Annotated in this window: 21 protein-coding genes and 1 tRNA gene; 6 read left to right on the top strand and 16 right to left on the bottom strand. The window is 66.6% G+C overall.

Annotation, left to right across the window (positions count from 1 at the left end; genetic code table 11):
• Positions 1-453 precede the first annotated feature (453 nt).
• Positions 454-1,725 carry a tyrosine--tRNA ligase gene (tyrS, locus tag AB0F44_RS14510; protein ID WP_357356484.1) on the bottom strand — a complete coding sequence of 424 codons (1,272 nt, stop codon included), beginning with the start codon at positions 1,723-1,725 and terminating at the stop codon, positions 454-456.
• 134 nt (positions 1,726-1,859) lie between these two features.
• Here tyrS and AB0F44_RS14505 point away from each other — a divergent pair, with 134 nt between their 5' ends.
• Entirely contained in the window at positions 1,860-3,314 is a 1,455-nt protein-coding gene (locus AB0F44_RS14505) for a serine/threonine-protein kinase (protein ID WP_357356482.1), read from the top strand.
• A 12-nt stretch (positions 3,315-3,326) separates the two neighbouring features.
• Here the strand turns inward: AB0F44_RS14505 and AB0F44_RS14500 are convergent, their stop codons facing one another.
• Genes AB0F44_RS14500 through AB0F44_RS14445 form a run of 12 tightly spaced genes read right to left on the bottom strand, consistent with a single transcriptional unit; the run spans position 3,327 to position 9,711 of the window.
• Positions 3,327-3,662 carry a gas vesicle protein K gene (locus AB0F44_RS14500; RefSeq protein ID WP_357356480.1) on the bottom strand — a complete coding sequence of 112 codons (336 nt, stop codon included), beginning with the start codon at positions 3,660-3,662 and terminating at the stop codon, positions 3,327-3,329.
• Positions 3,659-4,291: a GvpL/GvpF family gas vesicle protein gene (locus AB0F44_RS14495; protein ID WP_357356478.1), complete on the bottom strand. Its 633-nt coding sequence runs from the start codon at positions 4,289-4,291 to the stop codon at positions 3,659-3,661. Before AB0F44_RS14495 ends, AB0F44_RS14500 begins: the two co-directional genes overlap by 4 nt.
• Positions 4,288-4,485 (bottom strand): gas vesicle protein GvpJ, encoded by a 198-nt coding sequence (gene gvpJ / locus AB0F44_RS14490; RefSeq protein ID WP_357356476.1) that lies wholly within the window; start codon positions 4,483-4,485, stop codon positions 4,288-4,290. The genes AB0F44_RS14495 and gvpJ (AB0F44_RS14490) overlap by 4 nt, the downstream gene beginning before the upstream one ends.
• Positions 4,482-5,285 carry a GvpL/GvpF family gas vesicle protein gene (locus AB0F44_RS14485; protein ID WP_357356474.1) on the bottom strand — a complete coding sequence of 268 codons (804 nt, stop codon included), beginning with the start codon at positions 5,283-5,285 and terminating at the stop codon, positions 4,482-4,484. Before AB0F44_RS14485 ends, gvpJ (AB0F44_RS14490) begins: the two co-directional genes overlap by 4 nt.
• Positions 5,272-5,637 carry a gas vesicle protein gene (locus AB0F44_RS14480; protein ID WP_357356472.1) on the bottom strand — a complete coding sequence of 122 codons (366 nt, stop codon included), beginning with the start codon at positions 5,635-5,637 and terminating at the stop codon, positions 5,272-5,274. Before AB0F44_RS14480 ends, AB0F44_RS14485 begins: the two co-directional genes overlap by 14 nt.
• Positions 5,634-5,906, bottom strand: coding sequence for a gas vesicle protein (locus AB0F44_RS14475; RefSeq protein ID WP_357356470.1), 273 nt, complete (start codon positions 5,904-5,906; stop codon positions 5,634-5,636). The genes AB0F44_RS14480 and AB0F44_RS14475 overlap by 4 nt, the downstream gene beginning before the upstream one ends.
• On the bottom strand, positions 5,899-6,135 hold the full coding sequence (locus AB0F44_RS14470) for a gas vesicle protein GvpG (RefSeq protein ID WP_357356468.1): 237 nt from the start codon (positions 6,133-6,135) through the stop codon (positions 5,899-5,901). The genes AB0F44_RS14475 and AB0F44_RS14470 overlap by 8 nt, the downstream gene beginning before the upstream one ends.
• A complete protein-coding gene (locus AB0F44_RS14465; protein WP_357356466.1) occupies positions 6,126-6,875 on the bottom strand; it encodes a GvpL/GvpF family gas vesicle protein in 750 nt (249 codons plus the stop codon). The genes AB0F44_RS14470 and AB0F44_RS14465 overlap by 10 nt, the downstream gene beginning before the upstream one ends.
• A 2-nt stretch (positions 6,876-6,877) precedes the next feature.
• Positions 6,878-7,345, bottom strand: coding sequence for a gas vesicle protein GvpJ (gvpJ, locus tag AB0F44_RS14460; RefSeq protein WP_357356464.1), 468 nt, complete (start codon positions 7,343-7,345; stop codon positions 6,878-6,880).
• 3 nt (positions 7,346-7,348) lie between these two features.
• Entirely contained in the window at positions 7,349-7,603 is a 255-nt protein-coding gene (locus AB0F44_RS14455) for a hypothetical protein (RefSeq protein ID WP_357356462.1), read from the bottom strand.
• A 2-nt stretch (positions 7,604-7,605) separates the two neighbouring features.
• Positions 7,606-8,976, bottom strand: coding sequence for an SRPBCC family protein (locus AB0F44_RS14450; protein ID WP_357356461.1), 1,371 nt, complete (start codon positions 8,974-8,976; stop codon positions 7,606-7,608).
• A 3-nt stretch (positions 8,977-8,979) separates the two neighbouring features.
• Positions 8,980-9,711: a hypothetical protein gene (locus AB0F44_RS14445; RefSeq protein ID WP_357356459.1), complete on the bottom strand. Its 732-nt coding sequence runs from the start codon at positions 9,709-9,711 to the stop codon at positions 8,980-8,982.
• A 133-nt stretch (positions 9,712-9,844) separates the two neighbouring features.
• Between AB0F44_RS14445 and AB0F44_RS14440 the strand changes: the two genes are divergently transcribed.
• Complete coding sequence (locus AB0F44_RS14440) at positions 9,845-11,110, top strand: helix-turn-helix domain-containing protein (protein ID WP_357356457.1); 1,266 nt, start codon at positions 9,845-9,847, stop codon at positions 11,108-11,110.
• 89 nt (positions 11,111-11,199) lie between these two features.
• Positions 11,200-13,203 (top strand): fatty acid desaturase, encoded by a 2,004-nt coding sequence (locus AB0F44_RS14435; RefSeq protein ID WP_357356455.1) that lies wholly within the window; start codon positions 11,200-11,202, stop codon positions 13,201-13,203.
• Here AB0F44_RS14435 and AB0F44_RS14430 read toward each other — a convergent pair.
• Together AB0F44_RS14430 and AB0F44_RS14425 are read right to left on the bottom strand one after the other, a co-directional pair.
• Complete coding sequence (locus AB0F44_RS14430; RefSeq protein ID WP_357356453.1) at positions 13,191-13,871, bottom strand: TetR/AcrR family transcriptional regulator; 681 nt, start codon at positions 13,869-13,871, stop codon at positions 13,191-13,193. The genes AB0F44_RS14435 and AB0F44_RS14430 overlap by 13 nt on opposite strands.
• A 33-nt stretch (positions 13,872-13,904) precedes the next feature.
• Positions 13,905-14,756 (bottom strand): lipase, encoded by an 852-nt coding sequence (locus tag AB0F44_RS14425; protein WP_357356451.1) that lies wholly within the window; start codon positions 14,754-14,756, stop codon positions 13,905-13,907.
• Positions 14,757-15,097: 341 nt separating this feature from the next.
• Here AB0F44_RS14425 and AB0F44_RS14420 point away from each other — a divergent pair.
• The 3 genes from AB0F44_RS14420 (at position 15,098) to AB0F44_RS14410 (ending at position 19,001) form a co-directional block, all read left to right on the top strand.
• Positions 15,098-15,171, top strand: a tRNA-Ile gene (locus tag AB0F44_RS14420).
• Between the two features lie 217 nt (positions 15,172-15,388).
• Complete coding sequence (locus AB0F44_RS14415) at positions 15,389-18,235, top strand: tetratricopeptide repeat protein (RefSeq protein WP_357356450.1); 2,847 nt, start codon at positions 15,389-15,391, stop codon at positions 18,233-18,235.
• 229 nt (positions 18,236-18,464) lie between these two features.
• On the top strand, positions 18,465-19,001 hold the full coding sequence (locus tag AB0F44_RS14410) for a GNAT family N-acetyltransferase (protein WP_357356448.1): 537 nt from the start codon (positions 18,465-18,467) through the stop codon (positions 18,999-19,001).
• Between the two features lie 28 nt (positions 19,002-19,029).
• Here AB0F44_RS14410 and AB0F44_RS14405 read toward each other — a convergent pair whose 3' ends face one another.
• Positions 19,030-19,992, bottom strand: a complete 963-nt coding sequence (locus AB0F44_RS14405) for a GNAT family N-acetyltransferase (protein WP_357356446.1) — start codon at positions 19,990-19,992, stop codon at positions 19,030-19,032.
• Positions 19,993-20,004: the final 12 nt, after the last annotated feature.

The following is a 20,004-nucleotide window of genomic DNA, read 5'->3' as shown; positions in this document are numbered from 1 at the left end:
AGCTTTCTTCCGGTCCTGCCTGCCAGACTTTATCAGACTCACTTTCGCTTTCCCAATTCGGCGCGTTTCGCGCTTTCCATGGTTTAGCAGCTGTGCTTCCGCTTCGTCCTGGAGGACTTTATCGGATCTCGCTTTGTTGTCCAATTCGGCGTATTCACGCTGTTATCGGATAAAGACGATATCCACGCCGACACAGCACAAGACAATCAAACTGCGGTTCGTCACGGTCTTGATGCCTGATCCGAAGACCTGACTGAGACTCTGAACCGAGCTGAAGCTCGAGAATGTTGGCGGCCGACTCAGGGGCCGGAAACCCGTTCGAAGACTCGAACTTGCTTCCCGCCGCACCCCGGCGACCAGATGAACATTACGCCCCAGTGACGCGCTTGCCAAATCGAGGAACGCCCCAGGGAAGGCGATCACCTTCCCCGGGGCGTTCTCGCAGGTCAGAGCCTACTTGAAGCGCACGCCGGCGAACTTCTTCTTGCCCCTGCGCAGGACGACCCAGCCGTCACCGAGCAACTCTTTTTCGCCCAGCGACCCCTCGGCGTCCTCGACTCGGACGTTGTTGACGTACGCCCCGCCCTCGGAGATCGTTCGGCGGGCCTCCCCCTTGGAGGAGACGAGGCCGGCGGAGATGAAGAGGTCGACGTAGGTCGGCAGCTCCTCACCACGCTCCAGCTCGACGGCACCGGCCTCTGTGATCGCGGCAGCCAGCGTCGTACTGCTCAGGGTGGCCAGGTCGCCGCCGCCGAAGAGCGCGGCCGCGGCCTGCTTGGCCTGCTCGGTCTCCCCCGCCCCGTGGACGAGGGTCGTCATGTGATCGGCGAGCGCCTTCTGAGCCACCCGTAGGAACGGCTTCTCCGCGTGCTGCGCCTCGAGGGTCTCGATCTCCTCGTGGGACAGGAAGGTGAAGACACGGAGCATCTCCCCCACCTTGGCGTCCTCGACGTTGAGCCAGAACTGATGGAAGGCGTAGGGCGACATCATCGTCGGGTCGAGCCAGAGGGCGCCGCCCTCTGTCTTGCCGTACTTGGTGCCGTCGGCCTTGGTGATCAGCGGAGTGGTGAAGGCATGGACGGTCTCGCCGGTGACCCGGCGGACGAGCTCGACACCGCCGGTGATGTTCCCCCACTGGTCCGAGCCGCCGAACTGCAGGCTGACCCCATGCGTACGGAAGAGGTTCAGGTAGTCCATCGACTGCAGCAGGATGTAGGAGAACTCGGTGTAGGAGATGCCGTCCTCGAGACGCTTCTTCACCGTGTCACGGGCGAGCATCCGGTTGACCGGGAAGTGCTTGCCGATGTCACGGAGGAAGTCGATCACCGACAGCGAGGCCGTCCAGTCGGCGTTGTTGACCATCGTCGCAGCGGTCTCGCCCTCGAAGGAGACGAACCGCTCGATCTGGCTGCGTACCCTTCCCACCCAATCCTTGACGGTCTCGGGTGAGTTGAGCGTGCGCTCGCCCGAGTCGCGCGGGTCACCGATCATTCCGGTGGCGCCGCCGACCAGTACGTAGGGCGTGTGACCGGCACGCTGCAGGCGCATCGCCATGGTGATCTGGAGAAGGTTGCCCATGTGCAGGCTCGGCGCGGTGGGGTCGAACCCGATATAGAACTTCACACTCCCGCCGGCGAGCGCTTCTCGGAGCGCGTCGCGGTCCGTCGAGTCGGCGATGAGGCCTCGCCACTCGAGGTCGTCGAGGAGTGTGGGATCGATGGACACGTGGTGCCTTTCTCAGGTCGTTCTCAGATGGTTTTTCCGGGGCCCGGAACGGGCTGTCCCGGAAGCAAGGGTAGTAGGCGATACCCCCTAGAGTTGACCACTGGCGTTCGCGACGAGATTTTGAGGGGACCTGGGTGATCGCAGGGAGGTACCGGCTCGAGAGGGAGCTCGGCCGGGGAGCGATGGGGGCCGTCTGGCTCGCCACCGACGAAGTGCTGGGGCGTTCGGTCGCCCTCAAACAGCTGATCGCACTCGACGGCGTATCGGATGCCGCCGTCGAACGCGAGGCACAGCTCGCCGCCCGGCTGGTCCACCCGAACGTCGTCGCCGTCTTCGACCTGGTGCGCGACGACGACAAGCCGTGGCTGGTGATGGAGTACGTCGAGGGGAAGACCCTCGCTCACATGGTGCGCGACGACGGTCCGCTGCCCATCGAGGACGCCGCGAGGCTGATCGGTCAGATCGCCTCCGCCCTGCGCTCTGCCCATGCCGCCGGCATCGTCCACCGTGACGTGAAGCCCGCCAACATCGTGGTCGGCCGTGCCGACCGCGCCAAGCTGACCGACTTCGGGATCGCGCGCGGCGTCGATTCCCAGACCACCCAGACCGGGCAGGTCACCGGCTCGCCGGCGTACCTGGCTCCGGAGATCGCCACCGGCGGGCGGGCCACCCCGGCCAGCGACATGTGGTCGCTGGGGGCAACGCTATTCCAGGCGCTGACCGGCGAGCCTCCCTACGGGATCGGCGACAACGCGCTCGCGACGCTGTATCGGGTGGTGCACGAGGACCCGCCGCGTACGCCGCTGGCCGGGCGGCTCGCTCCGCTGCTGGAGCACACGATGGCCTACGACCCTGCCGAGCGGTGGTCGGCCGCGGACGTCGTCGACTTCCTGGCCGGGCGGTTGGCGGCCGAGAAGCTGGAGCCGGTGGCGCTGCGTACCCAGACTCTCGCCGCGGTGGCGGCGCCGGCTCCGGCCGCGCCTTCGGGACTGGCACAGTCGACCAGCACGCCGACGCGGCGTCGCTGGTGGCCGATCGCGCTCGTCGCAGCCGCAGCGTTGGTGCTGGTGATCGGCGGAGCGCTGTGGGCCAACCGCGGCGAGGAGCCGAGTGCGAAGCCGAAGCCGGTCGCGTCCGGATCGCCGCTGTCGGAAGCGACCGACAAGGCCACCGAGGAGGCAGACGACGAGGCGTCGGAGGAGGCCTCCGAGAAGCCGTCGCCCAGCGAGACGGCCAGCGAGTCTCCGAGCGAGAGCCCCTCAGCCAGCGAGACCGCCGGCCCGACCGCCGAAGGGATCGACGCCTTCATCCGCAGCTATCTCGCCACCGCTCCCACGAACCCCGACGCCGCCTTCAGCTCGATGCTGACCCCGGCGTTCCAGGCCAGCAGCGGCGGGATCGAGGGCTACCGCGACTGGTGGACCACCGTCGCGAGCACCAGCGTCGCCTCGGTCTCCCCCAGCGTCGACCCGCTCAAGGTGACCTACACCTACAGATACACGATGAAGGACGGCCGCCAGGAGGGCAGCACGGTGACGCTGGGGCTCGTCTACGCCGACGGGAAGTACCTCATCAACAGCGAAGGCTGAGCGCCCAGCTCCTCAGAGGAGCTTTCCCAACGGGCCCAGGTCGATGTTGAGCTCCTCCGGGGTGAGCCCGAAGTGGTCGCGCAGCTCGGTCATCTTCTCGTCCAGCAGCATCAGGGTCTGCCCCAGCCGCTCGATGTCCTCATCGCTCAAGCCTCCCGCATCCATCCGGCGGATCGCCTGGCGCTCCATCAGCTGCCGGAGCAGCTCCACCAGGGTGAGCACGAGCTGTACGAGCCCCTTCTCGACGGATTCCGGATCCGCATCGATCCGCCTGCTCAAGGCGGACGGCAGGTCGTCTTCCGCGTCGAGGTCCAGGGGCCAGGGAGCCCCGTCGTCGGGCCGCGTCACGGGCTCTCCTCCTGACAGAAACTGAACGGTGGCCACGGGCCGGTGACCGTCACTCCGGGCCGGTTCTCGCCCCAGTCTCGAATGGCTGTCCGGGCCGCTTCCACGTGCTCGTCGGGTAGCAGGACCGACAGCCGCGCCTCGTGCGGTCGGATCGACGAGAGCTTCGTGATCTCGGAGGCGTAGGGGGCGAGCAACGCCCTCAGCTCCGCGGTCTCGGCGTCATGCTGCTTCAGCTCCTTCGCGCGCCGGCGGAGATAGTCCGAACCCGTCTGCTCGTCCTTGACACGTTCGGGGACACGCTCGGGCAGCGGGAGGTGGACGATGCACTCGCTGCATCCGGTGACGGCGGCGATCCGGTCGGTCCACTCGCTCTCGCGCTCCGCGACGAGCTCGTCAAGCTCATCGCTGTCGCTCACGACCGTCCCGAAGCGCATCGGGAGCACGGGGACGTTCGACCAGAGCTGGTGGAGGGCTCGCCCGAACCCGAGCAGCTCGTGCATCGACCGCTCGGGTGGCTGGGTTCTCGGTTCGACGAAGACGGTGAGCCCGCGGGAGCGGTGTGCTTGTAGCGGGGTGTCGACCGTGTCGCCTGTGCTTTCCGTGGCTGCCACGGCGTAGAGGAGCATCATGGTTGCTTCCCGGACCCGGGTAGCGAAACCCTGTGGGCCGGGGCGAGAACCAGGCGCAGGCCGAGGTAGACGAGGTCGACCCCGGCGAGCGAGAGGACGATGTCGCCGCCCACGACGACACCCCCGTCGATCAGACGGTCGACGAGGTCGACGAGCGAGGTCTCGTCGAGTGCAGGGGAACGCTCGAGCGTCATGACATCATCCCGGTCAGGTCGTCGTCGTGCGGCTCTTCCGCACCGACGAAGCTGTAGGCCGGCCACGGCCCGGTCACCTCGACACGCATGCCGGCAGCGGCGACCAGATGGTCGTGGAGCTCTTCGGCAAGGCCGAGGAATCGCTGCTCCTCGTCCCGCGCCACGAGGTAGGCGCTGTTGAGCAGCATCGGCTCGTCGCGGCCGGTGACGGCAGGGTCGAGCGGGGCGCGCACGACGCTCGCGGCCGCCCCATGAGCCAGTGCCTCATGGGTCTGCGTCAGGGCGGCCTCGCGCCGTCCGCGTTCGGTGTCGCGGGCATCCTGTTGCGACCGGCGCCGTTCGAGGTACTCACGGCCGCTGCGGGGCGCCGGCTGCTCCGGCGCGGCAGGAGCCGAGGTCGGGAAGATCTGGAGCGACCACTCGACGCGACCGGCCAAGAGCTGCCAGGCGTGTTGGAGGCGGGCGCGACTCGACTCCAGCGCGGCGATCAGCGCCTCATCGCTCGGGTAGATACCGGGCAGCTGCAGCGGCAGCACGTCGCCGTGCTCGACCAGCTGCTGGAGCACCTCGTGGTGGGCTGCGGCGACAGGCGTGACCCAGCGAGTGTCTTCCCCGTGCTCTGCCCAGGCGGTCTCTCCGAAGGACTCCGCGGGCAGATCGCTGACGACGATCTCGAGGTCGTGGAACGCGACGGTGCGTACCTTCGAACCCGCGATGCCGCGGTCGGGCAGGACAAACGGCCCATCGCCCGGAACCAGTCCGTACGCGTGGATCACAGTGGTCGGGTCAGCGGCGTTCACGGCTCGTCTCACCTTGCACGATCTCGGTCTGTTCACCGCCGACGCTGCGCTCGAGGGCCTCCAGCCGCCGGCGGAGGTCGAGCTCCTCGTCCTGCTTCTGCTGGTCCTCGAGGTTGCTGACGAACGGGTCGCCCTCCCACCAGTTGATTCCCATCTCGCGGGCCTTGTCGACGGAGGCCACCATGAGTCGCACCTTGATGGTGAGCAGCTCGATGTCGAGCAGCCGGACCTGGATGTCACCGACGATGACGATGCCCTTGTCGAGGACACGCTCGAGCACGTCGGCGAGGCTCTCGGGTGAGGACTGGGGCCGGTTGCTCACGAACATCGGTGAGCGTTGGGTCTCGGTCATCGCTCCTCCACTTGGGCTCGGACGTAGCGGTGGACACGGCGATAGCCCGTGATCTCGCCGTCCGGGTCGACAGTCACCTCGTAGGAGGCGAGGACATCGGTCGTCTCCGGGACTCGTTCCAGCTCGAGGATGTCCGCGTTGACGACCCAGCCGTCGTCGTCGCGACGGATTGCCGTCACGCCCTCGGCAGGACATCCCACGAGCGCCTCGAGCTCTTCGAGCACATGCTCGGCGATCGAGGACAGGGTGGGTTTGCTCGGCTCATTCATGCCAGCCTCCGGCCATCAGGCGCTGCACGAGAACCTCCTCGAGATCGGCAGCCTCCTCCTCGGTCAACAGGCCCGCCTCCCGGCGGGCGTCGACGTCTTCGAGCGCGGCTTGGATGGTGGCCGGGTCGAAGTACTGGCTCTCGGCCTCGTCCCGGATCTGCTCTGCCACCCAGACCACACCGCGCACGGGCGCGATGGGCAGGGTCAGCAGCTGCTTGATCAAGCCCATGAGAGCTCTCCCGACGAGGCGGCGTCGAGAAATGCGTACGGCGGCTGCGGGCCGACGTAGCGAAGCGACGCCAGCGGCGCCAGGTCCTCGCGCAGCGTGGTGACCGTGGCGTCGAGTTCGCTCTGCCGGTCACGCTCGACCAGCAGGAACACCTCGGCGGCCTGCAGAGCTCCGCGGAGCTCGCCGAGGGAGACGGCACGGGCGGTCGGGGCGATCCGGTCGACGACGCCGTCGCCGACCTCGGCCCGCAGTGCTTCGAGCGCGGCCGCGATGGCCTCGCCCAGGCGTACCTCCGCCGAGTGCCGGTCCTGCGGGGCGGCTCGCTGTACGTGGTCGCGCAGCGCGACGAGATCGGGGTCCCGCCGCAGCACCTCTTTGAGCGCTTCCTGCTCGATCAGGTCGACCGCGACGGTGAGCTGCAGCAGGCCCCCGAACCGTTCCAGGAGCGGGCGGATCTCGTCACCGCGGCTCTCGATCAACTCGTGGCGCACGGTGTCGTCGTCCGGCATCTCGACGCCGAACTGCATGGGCAGCACCGTGCCGAGCGCGGCCATCGCCTCGAGCGTATGAGCGTGGGCCATCAGGTCCTCGCGCAGCACGCGCGAGTCGGCGTCCACGTCGCTGACGAGCACTCGAAGGCCGTCGCCGTCGACGTGGCGCAGCGGACGTTCGGCTCGCCCCTTTCGATCCGCGGGGATCATGACCGAGGTGTCCGTGACTCCGTAGATGTGGACAGGCACGGTCAGTCCTCCTTCTCCTTGGTCTGCCTGGATGACGTGCTCTTCCGAGTGCGCCGAGCCGGCTGCTTGCGACCCTGACCTTCGTGCTCGTCATCGTCCTTGTCGGCGTCCTTGTCGGAGTCCTCATCGTCGCTGCCCAGAATGCTCCCGAGCTTCTCCTTGGCTCCTTCGATCGCGCCGGACGTCTTCCCCTTGGCCCCGGACTCGGTCACCCCCTCGATCAGCTCCGGGATGCCGTGCGTCTGGGTGTTGGTGAGATCCAGCCGATTCACCGCCTCGGCGAAGCGTAGGTAGGTGTCGACACTGGCGATCACGATGCGTGCGTCGATCGTCAGCAGCTCGATGCCGACGAGCGAGACGCGCACGTAGATGTCGATCACCAGACCCTTGTCGAGGATCGTGTCGATGACGTCGGCGAGACTGCTCGGCGCCGGGCGGTCGAGGTACCGGTTCTGCTGGGTGATGGTCATGACTCAGTCGCTTTCTGCCGGGGTGCCGGCGGGCACGGGCTGCGCGGCCCGCTCCAGGATGTGCCTGCGGATGTAGGCCCGGTTGGCGCCGAGCGACTTCGCCAGGCCGGATTTCCCGCACCCGACGAAGTAGCCGATGCACCAGTCGAGCTGCTGCAAGGCGTCCTCGGTGGCAGTCCGATAGCGATCGACCTCCACCATGAGCTCCTCGACGTCGCGCTCGAGCTCTTGGACACGGCGTTCGTCGTTCTCGGCCATGGTCAGGATGCCTTCGTCGAGGAGCCGGAGGACGTACGCCTGCTGGTGGTCTGCTTGCTGGCGCTCTGCTTGCTCGGGCTCTGCTTGCTGGCGCTCTGCTTGCTCGGGCTCCGCTTGCTCGCGGTCTGCTTGCTCGCGGTCTGCTTGCTCGCGCTCTGCTTCGTCGGGCGCTGCGTGCTCGTGGTCTTTTTGGCCGCCGGCTTCTTGGCAGCGGTCTTCTTGGCAGCGGTCTTCTTGGCAGCCGTCTTCTTGGCAGCCGTCTTCTTGGCAGCCGTCTTCTTGGCTGCTGGCTTCTTAGCCGCGGTCTTCTTGGCAGCGGTCTTCTTGGCAGCGGTCTTCTTGGCGGGCGTCCTCTTCGCCTGCGGTTTGTCACCAGACGCCCCGTTCCCGGAAGACCTGTTGTTGGAAGACCCGTTGCCCGGCTTGCTGCCCGACGACGACTTCTCCGAGCTGTTCTTCTGCCCGTTCTCCGAGCCCTCGCCGGAACCGTCGTCCACGACCTCCTTGTCGTGGATCTCGCCCGTCCACCCCTCGATCTCGTCGCGGTGAAGAAGCGTGTGGTTGGCGACATGGCGGCGGAAGTGCTTCAGCTCCAGGCGAACTCGACGCCCCTGAGCCCGCCAAAGGTTTCCGGTGTGCTCGAAGAGACCCTTCGGGTGGTACTCGAGCGAGACGAGGACCCGGGTCAGGTTCGGTGCGAGCTCGTGGAAGGTCACGGCGCCGTCGACGCGTCCCTTCTCGCTCTCGCTCGTCCACACGATGTGCTCGTTCGGGACCTGGTCGAGGATGGTGGCCTTCCACGTGCGGTGGGACCAGAACACCTGGGCCTGCCAGGTGACGACCTCGTCCTCCTCCTGCGTGACGTTCTCGACCTTCTTCATGAACGACGGGAATTCCTCGAACTGGGTCCACTGCTCGTAGGCGACGTCCCGGCTGACGGGTACGTCGACCGTCTCGACGATGTTGGTCACCTTGAGCTTCTTGCCGGTGGGATGCTCGCTCTTGTTGAGGCCGCCCGAGACCTTGTCAACGGTGTCCTTGACCTGAGTCGCCGTGTCCTTGACCTGGGCGGCGGTGTTCTTCACCTTGCCGACCGGAGCCGTGACTTTGTCGACGGCCGCCTTCGCCCCCGCCTTCACGTTCGAGCCACCCTTGGACTCCTTCGCCCCCTTCATCGTGGGGACACCGTCGGCGAAGCCGGTCAGTCGGTCAGTGAGCCCCTCGACCCCGCTGCCCAGCTTGTTCAGGCTCCGCTTCCCGAAGGCGCGGCTGAGGCCCAGGGCCTCTTTGAACAGCCGATCGACGGGTAGCTGCGACAGAAGGCCCGAGTCCTCCGTTTCGGCAGTGGCTTTCTTGCGGGTCTGTTCCGTCATGACTCAGGCACCTCCTGTCGGCGCGGCCGCGCGCCGACGACGGGAGCTCCGCGCAGGCCGGCGCGGCTTCTCCTCTTCGTCGTCCTCGTCCTGCTGGTCCGCCTCGTCCTCGGGCTCGTCTTCGTACTCGTCCTCGGGCTCTTCCTCCGCCTCTTCGACGTCCTCGTCCTCGGGCTCTTCCTCAGCCTCGTCCTGAGCCTCGTCCTCAGCCTCGTCCTCAGGCTCCTCGGCCTCGTCCTCAGGCTCTTCCTCGTACTCGTCCTCAGGCTCCTCACCCTCGGCCTCGTCTTCGGCTTCGGCTTCGTCTTCGGCTTCGGCTTCGTCTTCGGCTTCGGCCTCGTCTTCGTACTCGTCCTCAGGCTCCTCGTCCTCCGGAACCTCGTCGGTGTCCTCGTCGGTTTCCTGGTCGGCGTCCTCATCGGATGACGACGCGCCCCAGAGCGTGCTCCGCTCGTGCAGGCGATCGCTGAGCTTGTCGATCTGGCCGGCGGCCGCGGCGACCGCGGCAGCCTTACCAGCCGAAACGAGCTTTCCGCTGACCTGCTGTCCGAGCTTCTGTACGTCCGGCGAGCCGCCAAGGCTCTGGGTGCCGATCTTCAGCAGCTCGAGACTGCGGTCGCGAACGGCGCTGTTGCTGAGCGCGGACCCGACAATCACGGCGAGTCGAAGCTTCTTGAATCGCCCGAGCACGTACCCCGCCGCGACAGCGGTTCCCACGCGTGTGGTGACAGACATGTTGGTGCTCCCTCCTCGGGCGGCCCTCCAACCACCCACGTACCCCCGGTGGTACCCGCCGGACCACCGGACATACCTTGCACGTCTGAATTCGTGCCGCCCACCGGCGCAGAGCGCTGGATAGTCTCCGAACATGAGTGTCAGCGCGGGACAACAGAAAGACCTGCCGGAGTCGGTGGTGATTGAGCTGCGCCGCACCGCTGCCGAGCTGTTGGGGCACGTGGCGTCGTACGCCGATGACATGCTCGCCTACATCCTCGAGCGGATCCCGGAGGCGAGCGCCGATGACGAGCTCCGTGGCCTGACGCTGGGGTCGTGCTCCTCGAACCTCGAGGCCGCGCTGTCGATGGTGCGGCACGGTATCGACGTGAGTGCCGCGTCGGCGCCGGTCACCGCGCTCGAGCATGCGCGTGCCATGGCCGGCCGCGGCTACAGCGTCGATGTGATGCTGCGCTTCTACCGGATCGGCCACGCGTACTTCAGCGAACGACTCCTGACCGGCCTCACCGACTCGGTGAAGGACCCGGCCCTCGCCCTTGCGGTGGTCGCACACCTGCAGCACTACGCCTTCGCCTACGTAGACCGCATCTCCAGCGAGGTCGCCGCCGAGTACGTCGCCGAGCTCGACCGGATCCAGACCCAGGCCCGTGCGGCGCGGACGGATGCTGTCCGCACGTTGATCGCCGGCGGACGGATCGACCTCCGCCGCGCGGAGCGCACCTTGTCTCACCGGCTCACCGGATGGCAGACGGCCTTCGTCTGCTGGACCGACGGCGACGACGTCGGTCTGGCCCGCGTGGGTGAGACGGTCGGCGCCCACTTCGGCTCACCGCATCCCCTGCTCGTCCCGGACGGCGCTCGGGCGCTGTGGGGCTGGGTCTCCACGACGGGTGCTCCTGGCATCGCACCGACGGACCTCAGGCCTCTGGCCGGGAGGATCCCGGAAACGGTCCGGGTCACGCTCGGGTTGCCGGCGCAAGGTGCTCCCGGCTTCCGGAACTCCCATGTCCAGGCGCAACGCGGCCGTCGGATCATCGAGCTCGCGGGTCGCGGAGCAGCGGTAACGACGTACGCCGAGGTGGCCCTCGTGGACACGATGAGCGGCGACCTCGACCTGACTCGCGCCTTCGTCGCGACCGAGCTGGGCGGGCTGGCGGTGGCCGGGCGCCGGGAGGAGGAAGAGCGGCGGGCGCTGCTCGCGGTGCTCGATGCACAGGGTGGGCTGGCGGCCGCGGCCGACGAGCTCGGCGTACACCGGAACACAGTGCTGCAGCGTGTTCGCCGGGGCGAGGAACGGCGCGGGCATCCTGCGACCGAGCGGGTTGCCGAGCTGCATGCCGCGTTGCGCCTGGTGGGTGTGCTCGGTCCGCTCGTGCTCGCGCCGGAGCATGAAGCCTGACCGGGATCTGACTCGGATGTGCTGCGCGCACATCGACATGGGCTCGGCACCTCTCGCGGAGTGCGGCTCGTGGTTCGTACGTTTCGAGCATGGCAACTACGACGGAGCAACCCGCAGCCACCCGCCACGCGCTCCCCGACCCGGGCGAGAAGGTTCCGACGATCTCCTGGCCCATCGTCGGCATCTTCTCCGGCGCGCTCGCGCTCTTCGCGGTCTCGACATGGGCGGCGTTGGCCGAGCGCCTTCCCGTCCCTGTGACGGTCCTGCTCAGTGCGGCGGCGATCTTCGTACTGTTCACCGTGCTGCACGATGCCGCGCACTACTCGATCAGCACCCATCGCTGGGTCAACGTGGCCTTCGGTCGGGTCGCGATGCTCTTCGTCTCGCCGCTGATCTCGTTCAGGTCGTTCGCGTTCATCCACATCGAGCACCACCGCAACACCAACGACGACGACAACGACCCCGACCACTTCGTCAGTGGCGCGCCGTGGTGGCAGGTCCCATTCCGGTTCCCGCTGATGGACGTGCCGTACCTGTCCTTCCTGGTGCGCAACGTGAAGCGTCGCCCTCGAGCAGAGGTGCTCGAGACGGTCTTCCTGATGGGCATGACGATCGCCTTGATCGTCGCCGCGGGCTTCACCGGACATCTGTGGACGCTGGCCGTGCTCTACCTGATCCCCGAGCGGCTCGCGATGTTCGTGCTGGCGTGGTGGTTCGACTGGTTGCCGCACCACGACCTCGAGGACACCCAGCAGGAGAACCGCTACCGCGCCACCCGCAACCGGGTCGGGTCCGAATGGGTCCTGACTCCCCTGCTCCTCTCGCAGAACTACCACCTCGTCCACCACCTGCATCCCTCGATCCCGTTTTACCGCTACGTCGCGGCCTGGAAACGCAACGAGGAGGCCTACCTCGAGCGCGATGCCGCGATCGGCACCGTCTTCGGTCATCAGCTCGATGCGGACGAGTACCGCGAGTGGAAGACGCTGAACGGCAAGATGGCCCGGCTCCTCCCGGTGCGGATGCCGAAGCGTTCCTCGGCCCGTGCCGCGGAGTTCCACCCGGTCCCGGTCGCCGGCGTCGACCCACTGACCGACGACAGTGTGCTGATCCGCTTCGCCGTGCCCGACGAGCTGCGCGAGAAGTTCTCCTTCGAACCCGGTCAGCATCTCGCCGTCCGCACCGACCTCGGTGGCGAAGGCGTACGTCGCAACTACTCGATCTGCTCCTCGGCCACCTCCGACACCTTGGCGATCGCCGTCAAGCACATCCCCGGCGGGGCTTTCTCGACCTTCGCGATGGAGCAGCTCCGACCCGGTGACACCCTCGAGCTGATGACACCGACCGGTTCGTTCGGGACAGCGGTCGACCCGCTCGCCACCAAGAGCTATGTGGCGATCGCCGCCGGCAGCGGCATCACGCCGGTCCTCTCGATCCTGCAGACCACCCTCGCCGTCGAGACCGAGAGCCGCTTCACCCTGATCTACGGCAACCAGGATGCCGACAGCACGATGTTCCGCGACGAGCTCGACGACCTCGAGGGCCGCTACGCCGACCGGCTCCGGATCATCCACGTACGCTCCCGCGACCCGCGGCACCCGGCACACCTGCGTGGCCGGATCGACCGGGCGAAGCTCGAACGGTGGCTCGGCTCCGAGCTGGCCGCGGCTTCGGTGGACGAGTGGTTCCTGTGTGGACCGGTCGAGATGGTGGCTGACCTACGCGACCTGCTCCTCGAACGCGGGGCCGAGCCGGACCGCGTCCACGTCGAGCTCTTCCATGGCTACCAGAAGTCCCGGGTCGCCGACGGCTTCGCCCCGGCCACCGTCACCGTCGGCCTGCGCGGCCGACAGCACGCGGTCCCGCTGGCCGCCGGCGACACCGTTCTCGAGGCCGCGTTGAAGGCCGGGCTCGAGGCGCCGTACGCCTGCCTCGGCGGAGCCTGCGGCACCTGCAAGGCGAAGGTCGAGCAGGGGTCGGTCGCCATGGAGCAGAACTTCGCCCTGTCCTCGGCCGAGGTCGAGACCGGCCACGTGCTCACCTGCCAGTCGCGCCCGACCACCCCGGCGGTCACCGTCGACTACGACGACTGAGCGGGCGGCTTGCTGCCGCTGCGTACGGCGCCGTAGAAGTCGCTCAGACGGGTGATCAGCTCTTCCACCGAGGCGGGGGTGGGTCCTTCGGCGGGTACGTCGAGGACCCAGTCCGCGATGATGTCGAACAGGCCACCGATCAGGCCGATCGCGATTCCGTGATAGCGCTCGGTCACCACGGTGCCGTACCCGACCCACAGGTCTTCGACGAACGCCGCGGCCGCGCGGCGGTTCTCCCGGCGCTGTCGCTCGGCGACCGGTGTGATGGCGCTGCCCTGGCCGAAAGTGACCTGCGCGACCCGGACGTCGTCGACGAAGGCGTGCGCCAGCTCAGCGAGCATCAGGCGGGTGCCGGTCTCCTCGTCGGGTGCCTCGGCGGCCACGGTCGCGAGCCGCGCGAAGGCCCCGTCGGTGATCTGGCGCAGCAGGACGGCATAGAGGTCGTCGCGGCTGTCGAAGGACTCGTAGAAGGACTTGGTGGCGACGTACGCGTGCTGGCACAGCTGCTCGATCGAGGTGCCGACGAAGCCTTGCGCGGCGAACAGCTCGAGCGCCGAGTCGAGCAGCGCCTGCCGGCGCTGCTCGCGGCGCTGATCGGCGTCCAGGCCACGGATCACCCGCTGTTGCTTGCCCGTGGCCTTGCCGCTCGTGCTGTTGGGTGGCGTCACCTCACCGAGGTTAGAGCACCCTCCTCGACGTACTCAGGACAGCCAGGGCATCGGGACGCAGCTGACCGGCCTGGCGTCGGCCGGGTCGAGCGCGTTGGACACCAGCGCGAACACGTTCGGGTCCCAGGCCAGACCGACGTGGCCGCTGAAGTCGACAGCGCAGACGTCCTGAAGCACGACGTTCTTCACGTTGCTCGCCGGGGCGAGGATGCCGCTGGTGTAGGGCGTGACGGCCTCGTCGTACTTGGTGACGATGCTGGTGTAGCGGGGTCCGGGGACGCTCACGCCACCCTCGTTGAGGTCTTTCATGAACTCCGAGGTCGGCGCGAACTCGTTGCAGGCCGTGCAGCCGCCGGCGTCCAGGATCGGACGGAAGCCGAGCAGGTCGGCGAGCTCCTGGAGACCCTGCAAGCTGGTTCCCTTGAAGTTCGAGCCGAAGCCGACGAAGTGCTTGACCACCTTGTCGCCGCCGAGAAACTTCAGGTAGTACGCCGGCACGGTCGTTCCTTCGGAGTGCCCGGCGATGCTGACCTTCGCCGCACCACTCGAGGCTCGGACCTTCTCCACGAACGCGTCCAGCTCGCCCGCGCTCTCGCGCATCGAGGCGAGCCCGCCGGTGAACGGGCCCCAGTGGGTGGTGCCGTACGTCTTGTAGTAGACGCAGTAGCCCTTGCCCTTGAGGTGCTGAGAGAGCAGCGCCATCCCAACGTCGCCGCTGCTGCCCAGGCCGTGCCACAGCACGACCGGCTCCGGGTGTGCGGCGCTCGGCTGACAGGTCCAGTCGTTGATGCCCGCCGTGGGCGCCGCGGTGGCCGGCGCGGCCACCACCAGAGTGGCCAGAACCGCGACGAGCGCGGTTCCTAGACAAGCGACGAGTTTCTTCATGGGGTCCCTCCCGGACGCCGGAATGTGACGGTGGTCACCCGAATTGGAACACGGTTCCTGCTTTGAAACAAGACACCTTTTCCAAAAGAGGCCTGTGCAAGCGCGACCGACTGGTGTCTGCGTGGTATCCACGCGGCGCCCGCTAGGATCTGCGCGGGCCGTGTGGCTCGCCGCTGGCACACCTCCACCCCTCGTGGCGAAGTGGGCCGGCCATAGCGTTCAAGTGCTCCTGACTGTCTACGCTCACGCCGTCGACGGCCAAGAAGATGCCGCGCGAATGAGGATCGAGCAAGCCCTAGCCGATGACACTGAAGCCGCGTAGCGCCCGCTAGGATCTGCCCGGGCCGTTAGCTCAGTTGGTTAGAGCAGGGAACTCATAATTCTCCAGTCGCGGGTTCAAGTCCCGCACGGCCTACGGCGACAGGAACCCGTCGTCCTTGACCTCTAGCAATCGCGGGGGTCAAGGACGCGAAAGGGCACCACGGCAGCACACCGATGCGCCAAACTGTGTCGTCATGAGGAGAGTTGGGCCTACCGCGCGGATTGTCGGCATAGTCGGCGTCGCCGCCCTAGCAGCCGTTCTAGTTGCCGTCACAACGGAGAAGTTGTTGCCGGGGCCAGCCTTGGTCACGGTGAGCGTCGGCGCCGCCGGCGTCGTCTTGGTGGGGTTTTTCAAACCGCTTCTCGATGCGTCGTCCGAGATCTGGACGTCCAGGCTTAAGAACTCCGCGGAGCGATCAGAGGCACATCGAATCCTTGAGGAGCGACATGGCGGCCCCGGTGGGAGATTCCGTCATGTCGCCGAAATTCGAGAGCGTGCGATTGTATACGGAGTCCAACAAGCGATCCCGTTGCCAGTCGGCCACGATGGTGATCTCTCACACGATCTCCCGAAATACGTACCACGCACAACAGATGGCTTGCTCCATGCAAAGCTCACTGCACGTTCAGTCACAGGCGGAATGGTTATCGTCAAGGGCGAGTCGACGTGGGGCAAGACGCGCAGCCTGCTTGAAGCGGTCACACAAACGATCGGAACCTGGCGAATCATTGCCCCATCTTCAGCCTCCGATCTGAAGGAATTGGTCGACAGTGGACTTGATATCCGACGAACAGTATTTTGGCTGGATGAACTCGCCGGATTCCTGGATTCTCCGACACCCCTTACACTTGAGATGATCCGCAAGGTTATCGACCATGGCGCGATAATCGTCGGAACCATTTGGAAGTCTGATTTTTCACGGCTTACGAGACAGGGTGACCGAACCAAACAAGAGAGCGGAGAGATGATGCACACGGACATCTACCCTGCCGCTCGAGCAGTTCTGACCTCCAGTCTCGTAGACGTTGTTGAGATGTTCGCGCACTTCGACGCCCAAGAGCTGGAGACAGCCACGGCGGTCAGCGGCGAAGATCCCCGCTGGGCGACTGCGTTGGCCTACGAGAGCCACCTGGAGCCGATCAAGGTCCTTGCGGCGGCCGACTGGCTTCTCGACCGATATCACCGGCCCGACCACGTCGCAGGCGGGGTCGTGCTCCAGACAGCGGTCGAGTTGCTATCTATCAACCATCCTGAACCTCTGCCAGAACCTACATTGAAGAACCTGGCATCACTGCTGTTACCCGACGAGATTAGGCCGACAATTGATCACACGGACTGGTTCGCGGATGCGGTGGGATGGGCCTGTGAGCGGTACCGCGCCAACGAGAATCAACTGGGGGCGATCGCGCCACTGACTCGACTGGGAGATCCGAGTGATCCGAATGGCGGCTATACCGTGCCAGACATCTTGATTCAGGCTGCTCGGGGCGCTCTCCCCGACGGGCGACGCATCGACGTCGACATGTTGTTGGACCACCTTTCCGCATCGGCCTGCGCAAGTGTCGGGCGTTTCTTCTATTTCCGCGACGAGGACGATGCGGCACGTCCACTGATCGAGCACGCAGCAAAGTCCGACGTGACCACTGCCTATTTGCAATTGGGCTACCTACTTCAAGACGAGGATCCTGAGGCGGCCATGGCATGGTGCCGCAAGGCCATTGACGCCGGCAACACCGAAGCCCACATAAGACTCGGACATATCCTCTCCGAACAGTCGGGCCGAGAAGCGGACGCCGAAACCGAGTACCGCGCAGCCATCGCCGCCGGCCACACCGACGGCCACTACTGGCTCGGCATCCTCCTTTCCGACCAACCTGGTAAAGAAGCGGAAGCCGAAACCGAGTACCGCGCAGCCATCGCCGCCGGCCACACCGACGGCCACTACTGGCTCGGCATCCTCCTTTCCAAGCAGCCTGGCCAGAAGACGAAGGCCGAAACTGAGTACCGCGCGGCCGTCGACGCAGGCCACACCATTGGCCACTTCGGGCTCGGGAACCTCCTTTCCAGCCAGCCTGGCAGGGAAGATGACGCCGAAACCGAGTACCGCGCAGCTATCGACGCTGGCCACACCGAGGCTCACAGCTTTTACGGGGTTCTTCTAGCCGCCCGCCCCGGCCGCGAAAGCGACGCCGAAGCCGCCTTCCACGCAGCCATCGACGCAGGCCACACCATCGGCCACCATTGGCTCGGCGGCCATCTCGCCGACCAGCCCGGCCGCGAAAGCGACGCCGAAGCCGCCTTCCACGCAGCCATCGACGCAGGCCACACCATCGGCCACTACTGGCTCGGCAAGCTTCACGCCGACCAGGCCGGCCGCGAAAGCGACGCCGAAGCCGCCTTCCAGGCAGCCATCGACGCAGGCCACACCGTTGGCTACAAAGGCCTCGGCCACTTCCTCGCCGACCAGCCCGGCCGCGAAAGCGACGCCGAAGCCGCCTTCCACGCAGCCATCGACGCAGGCCACACCGACGGCCATTACTGGCTCGGCAGCCATCTCGCCGACCAGCCCGGCCGGGAGAATGACGCCGAGGCAGCCTTCCGTGCAGCCGTCGGCGCAGGCGATGCCGACGGTCGCAAAGGACTCGGCCTCTTCCTTGCCCACCAGACCGGCCGCGAAGACGACGCCGAGACAGCTTTCCGCGCAGCTATCGCTACAGGCGACACCGACGGCCACTATCTACTCGGCCTGTTCCTTGCCACTCAAACTGGACGCGAAGACGACGCCGAAGCCGCCTTCGACGCAGCGATCGCTGCGGGCAATACCGACGCCCATGAGTGTCTCGGTGACCTCATCGTCCTCCAGCCTGGCCGCGAAGGCGAGGCTGAGGCTGCTTACCGCGCTGCCATCGCCGCGGGTAATACGACGGCCCGCATAGGCCTCGCTGAACTTCTGATCGACCTCGGCCGTCTGCCAGAAGCCCGAAACCTACTCGATGACGGTGTGGCGGCTGAAGACCCAGATGCGATTCGAACGATGGGCGCATTGGAGTTGATTGACGGCAATTCTGTCGAGGCGGAGAGACAACTACGTCGCGCCGTCGAACTTGGAGTTGAAGGGGCCGCCGAACTGTTGGCGCGAGCGATTGGCGGCAACTGACACCGCACACCCCGACAGCGCATCTTGCGGTCTACGCGTACGAGTGGCGTTTGTGCGGCGCACCACCATGTCAAATGCGCAGGTCAAGGGCATGCGACACGAGGACTCATAATCCTTGGGTCGCGGGTTCGAGCCCCGCACGGCCTACCATTCATAACCGCAGGTCACGCCGCTGTCAGCACGGGCATACGCGCAACAGAGGAGGCCAGAACCTGGTCCGTGTCAAGGTATGCGGGTGGTTCTACCCGTCCTCATCGGCCAGAGGCTACGACTAGTTCCTTCAGGCCCTGAGCATCTTGAGTTCTTTCGTCGACTCAATACGGACGAGCAGGTGACGCGGCATGTCTCTGGCCGACCGTACTCGCGGGCCGAGACTGACGCGGAGTGGTCGCGACGGCTAGGCCGACGGTCGAACACGGACCGAGGTCATGGCTACTGGACTGGCTTCCTTGACAGGCGTCCCATCGGCTGGTGGGGCCTCGGATACGACGGAGCGCGCCCGGAAACAGGCGAGCTTGGATTCCGACTCGCCCACGAACGATGGCGCCAGGGTTTCGGCGCCGAGGGAGCCCGCCTTCTGTTGCGCCACGGCTTCCTCAGTGCCCGCCTTACGCATATCTGGGCGGGAACCGTGACGGCAAACACGGCGTCCAGGGCTACGCTCGCAAGCCTCGGATTTGCGTGCGTCGACGAACCGACACCAAAAGCTCTGACGTACGAGATCTCTGTTGGCGAGTGGCTCGAGCGAGACGATCCGCCGTCGTGACCGCGGCCGCCGTCTTGGTTCTGTCGCTCTACCAACGATCGGTGCGCTGGACCTCGTGCATGAGCTCGATCTTGCGGAAGCCGAACTGCTTGTTGATGCGCTGCATCACGTCGTTGGACGGGTCGGTCCAGGTGTGGATGCTGGTGCGTTCGGGGTGGTCGCGCTGGACGGCGGCGAGGGTGGCGACCTTGAGGGCGAGGCCGAGCTTGTGGCCGCGGTGGGCGGACTTGACGAAGGTGTCGTCCTGGATGGCCTCGTCGCTGCCGTGGGCCAGGAAGATGACCGAGTAGCCGACCAGCTCGCCGGTGAGGATCTCACGGGCCGCGGCGGTGATGCGGTCGTAGGAGCGGGCGGTGCTCTTCTCGGCCGAGCGGATCCGGTCGGCGGTGTGGGCGACCAGGTCCTCCTGGGACTTGCCCGGCATCTCCTTGCCCATCTGGTTGCGCAGACCGACGAACTGGGCGAGCAGGTTCTCGGGGGTGCGGTCCTCCCACATCAGGATCTCGTAGCCGAGCACGTTGAAGGGCTTGTGCGGCAGCGGGAGGTCGGCGGCGAGGTGGTCCTCGCGGCGTACGGACTTGAAGCCGAGCGCCCGCGCGAAGGCCAGGGACGACTTCGGGGGGATGGTCACCTCGGCGGTCGTCAGGGTGCGGCCGCTGGTGCGGCGTACGTCATCGGCCGCTCGCCACAGCTCGGTGCCGACTCCGCGCCAGCGATGCACGGGGAGGACGTGGATGCCCAGCTCGACGACGTGGCTCCGCTCCTCCTCGGGGAGGTCGAGCTCGGCGATGCCGATCGTCTCGCCCTGCTCCTTCGCGGCGAGGAGGACGCGGCGGCCGTGGTCGTGCGGGGTGCGCACTGAGTTCGCGAGCGCCTCGAAGGTGCGATGCGACGCGTAGGGTCGATCGAAGGCCATCGATGCCGCCTCCACGGCGTACCAAGCCTTCAGAGCGGTGTCATCGTGGACGTCGACGGGGGCGATCACAGACACGGGCACTATCTA

Source organism: Nocardioides sp. NPDC023903, assembly GCF_040639295.1.
In the GTDB taxonomy this organism is placed as follows: domain Bacteria; phylum Actinomycetota; class Actinomycetes; order Propionibacteriales; family Nocardioidaceae; genus Nocardioides.
Note: the sequence above shows the minus strand (reverse complement) of the source record. Positions and strands in the feature narration are given on the sequence as shown.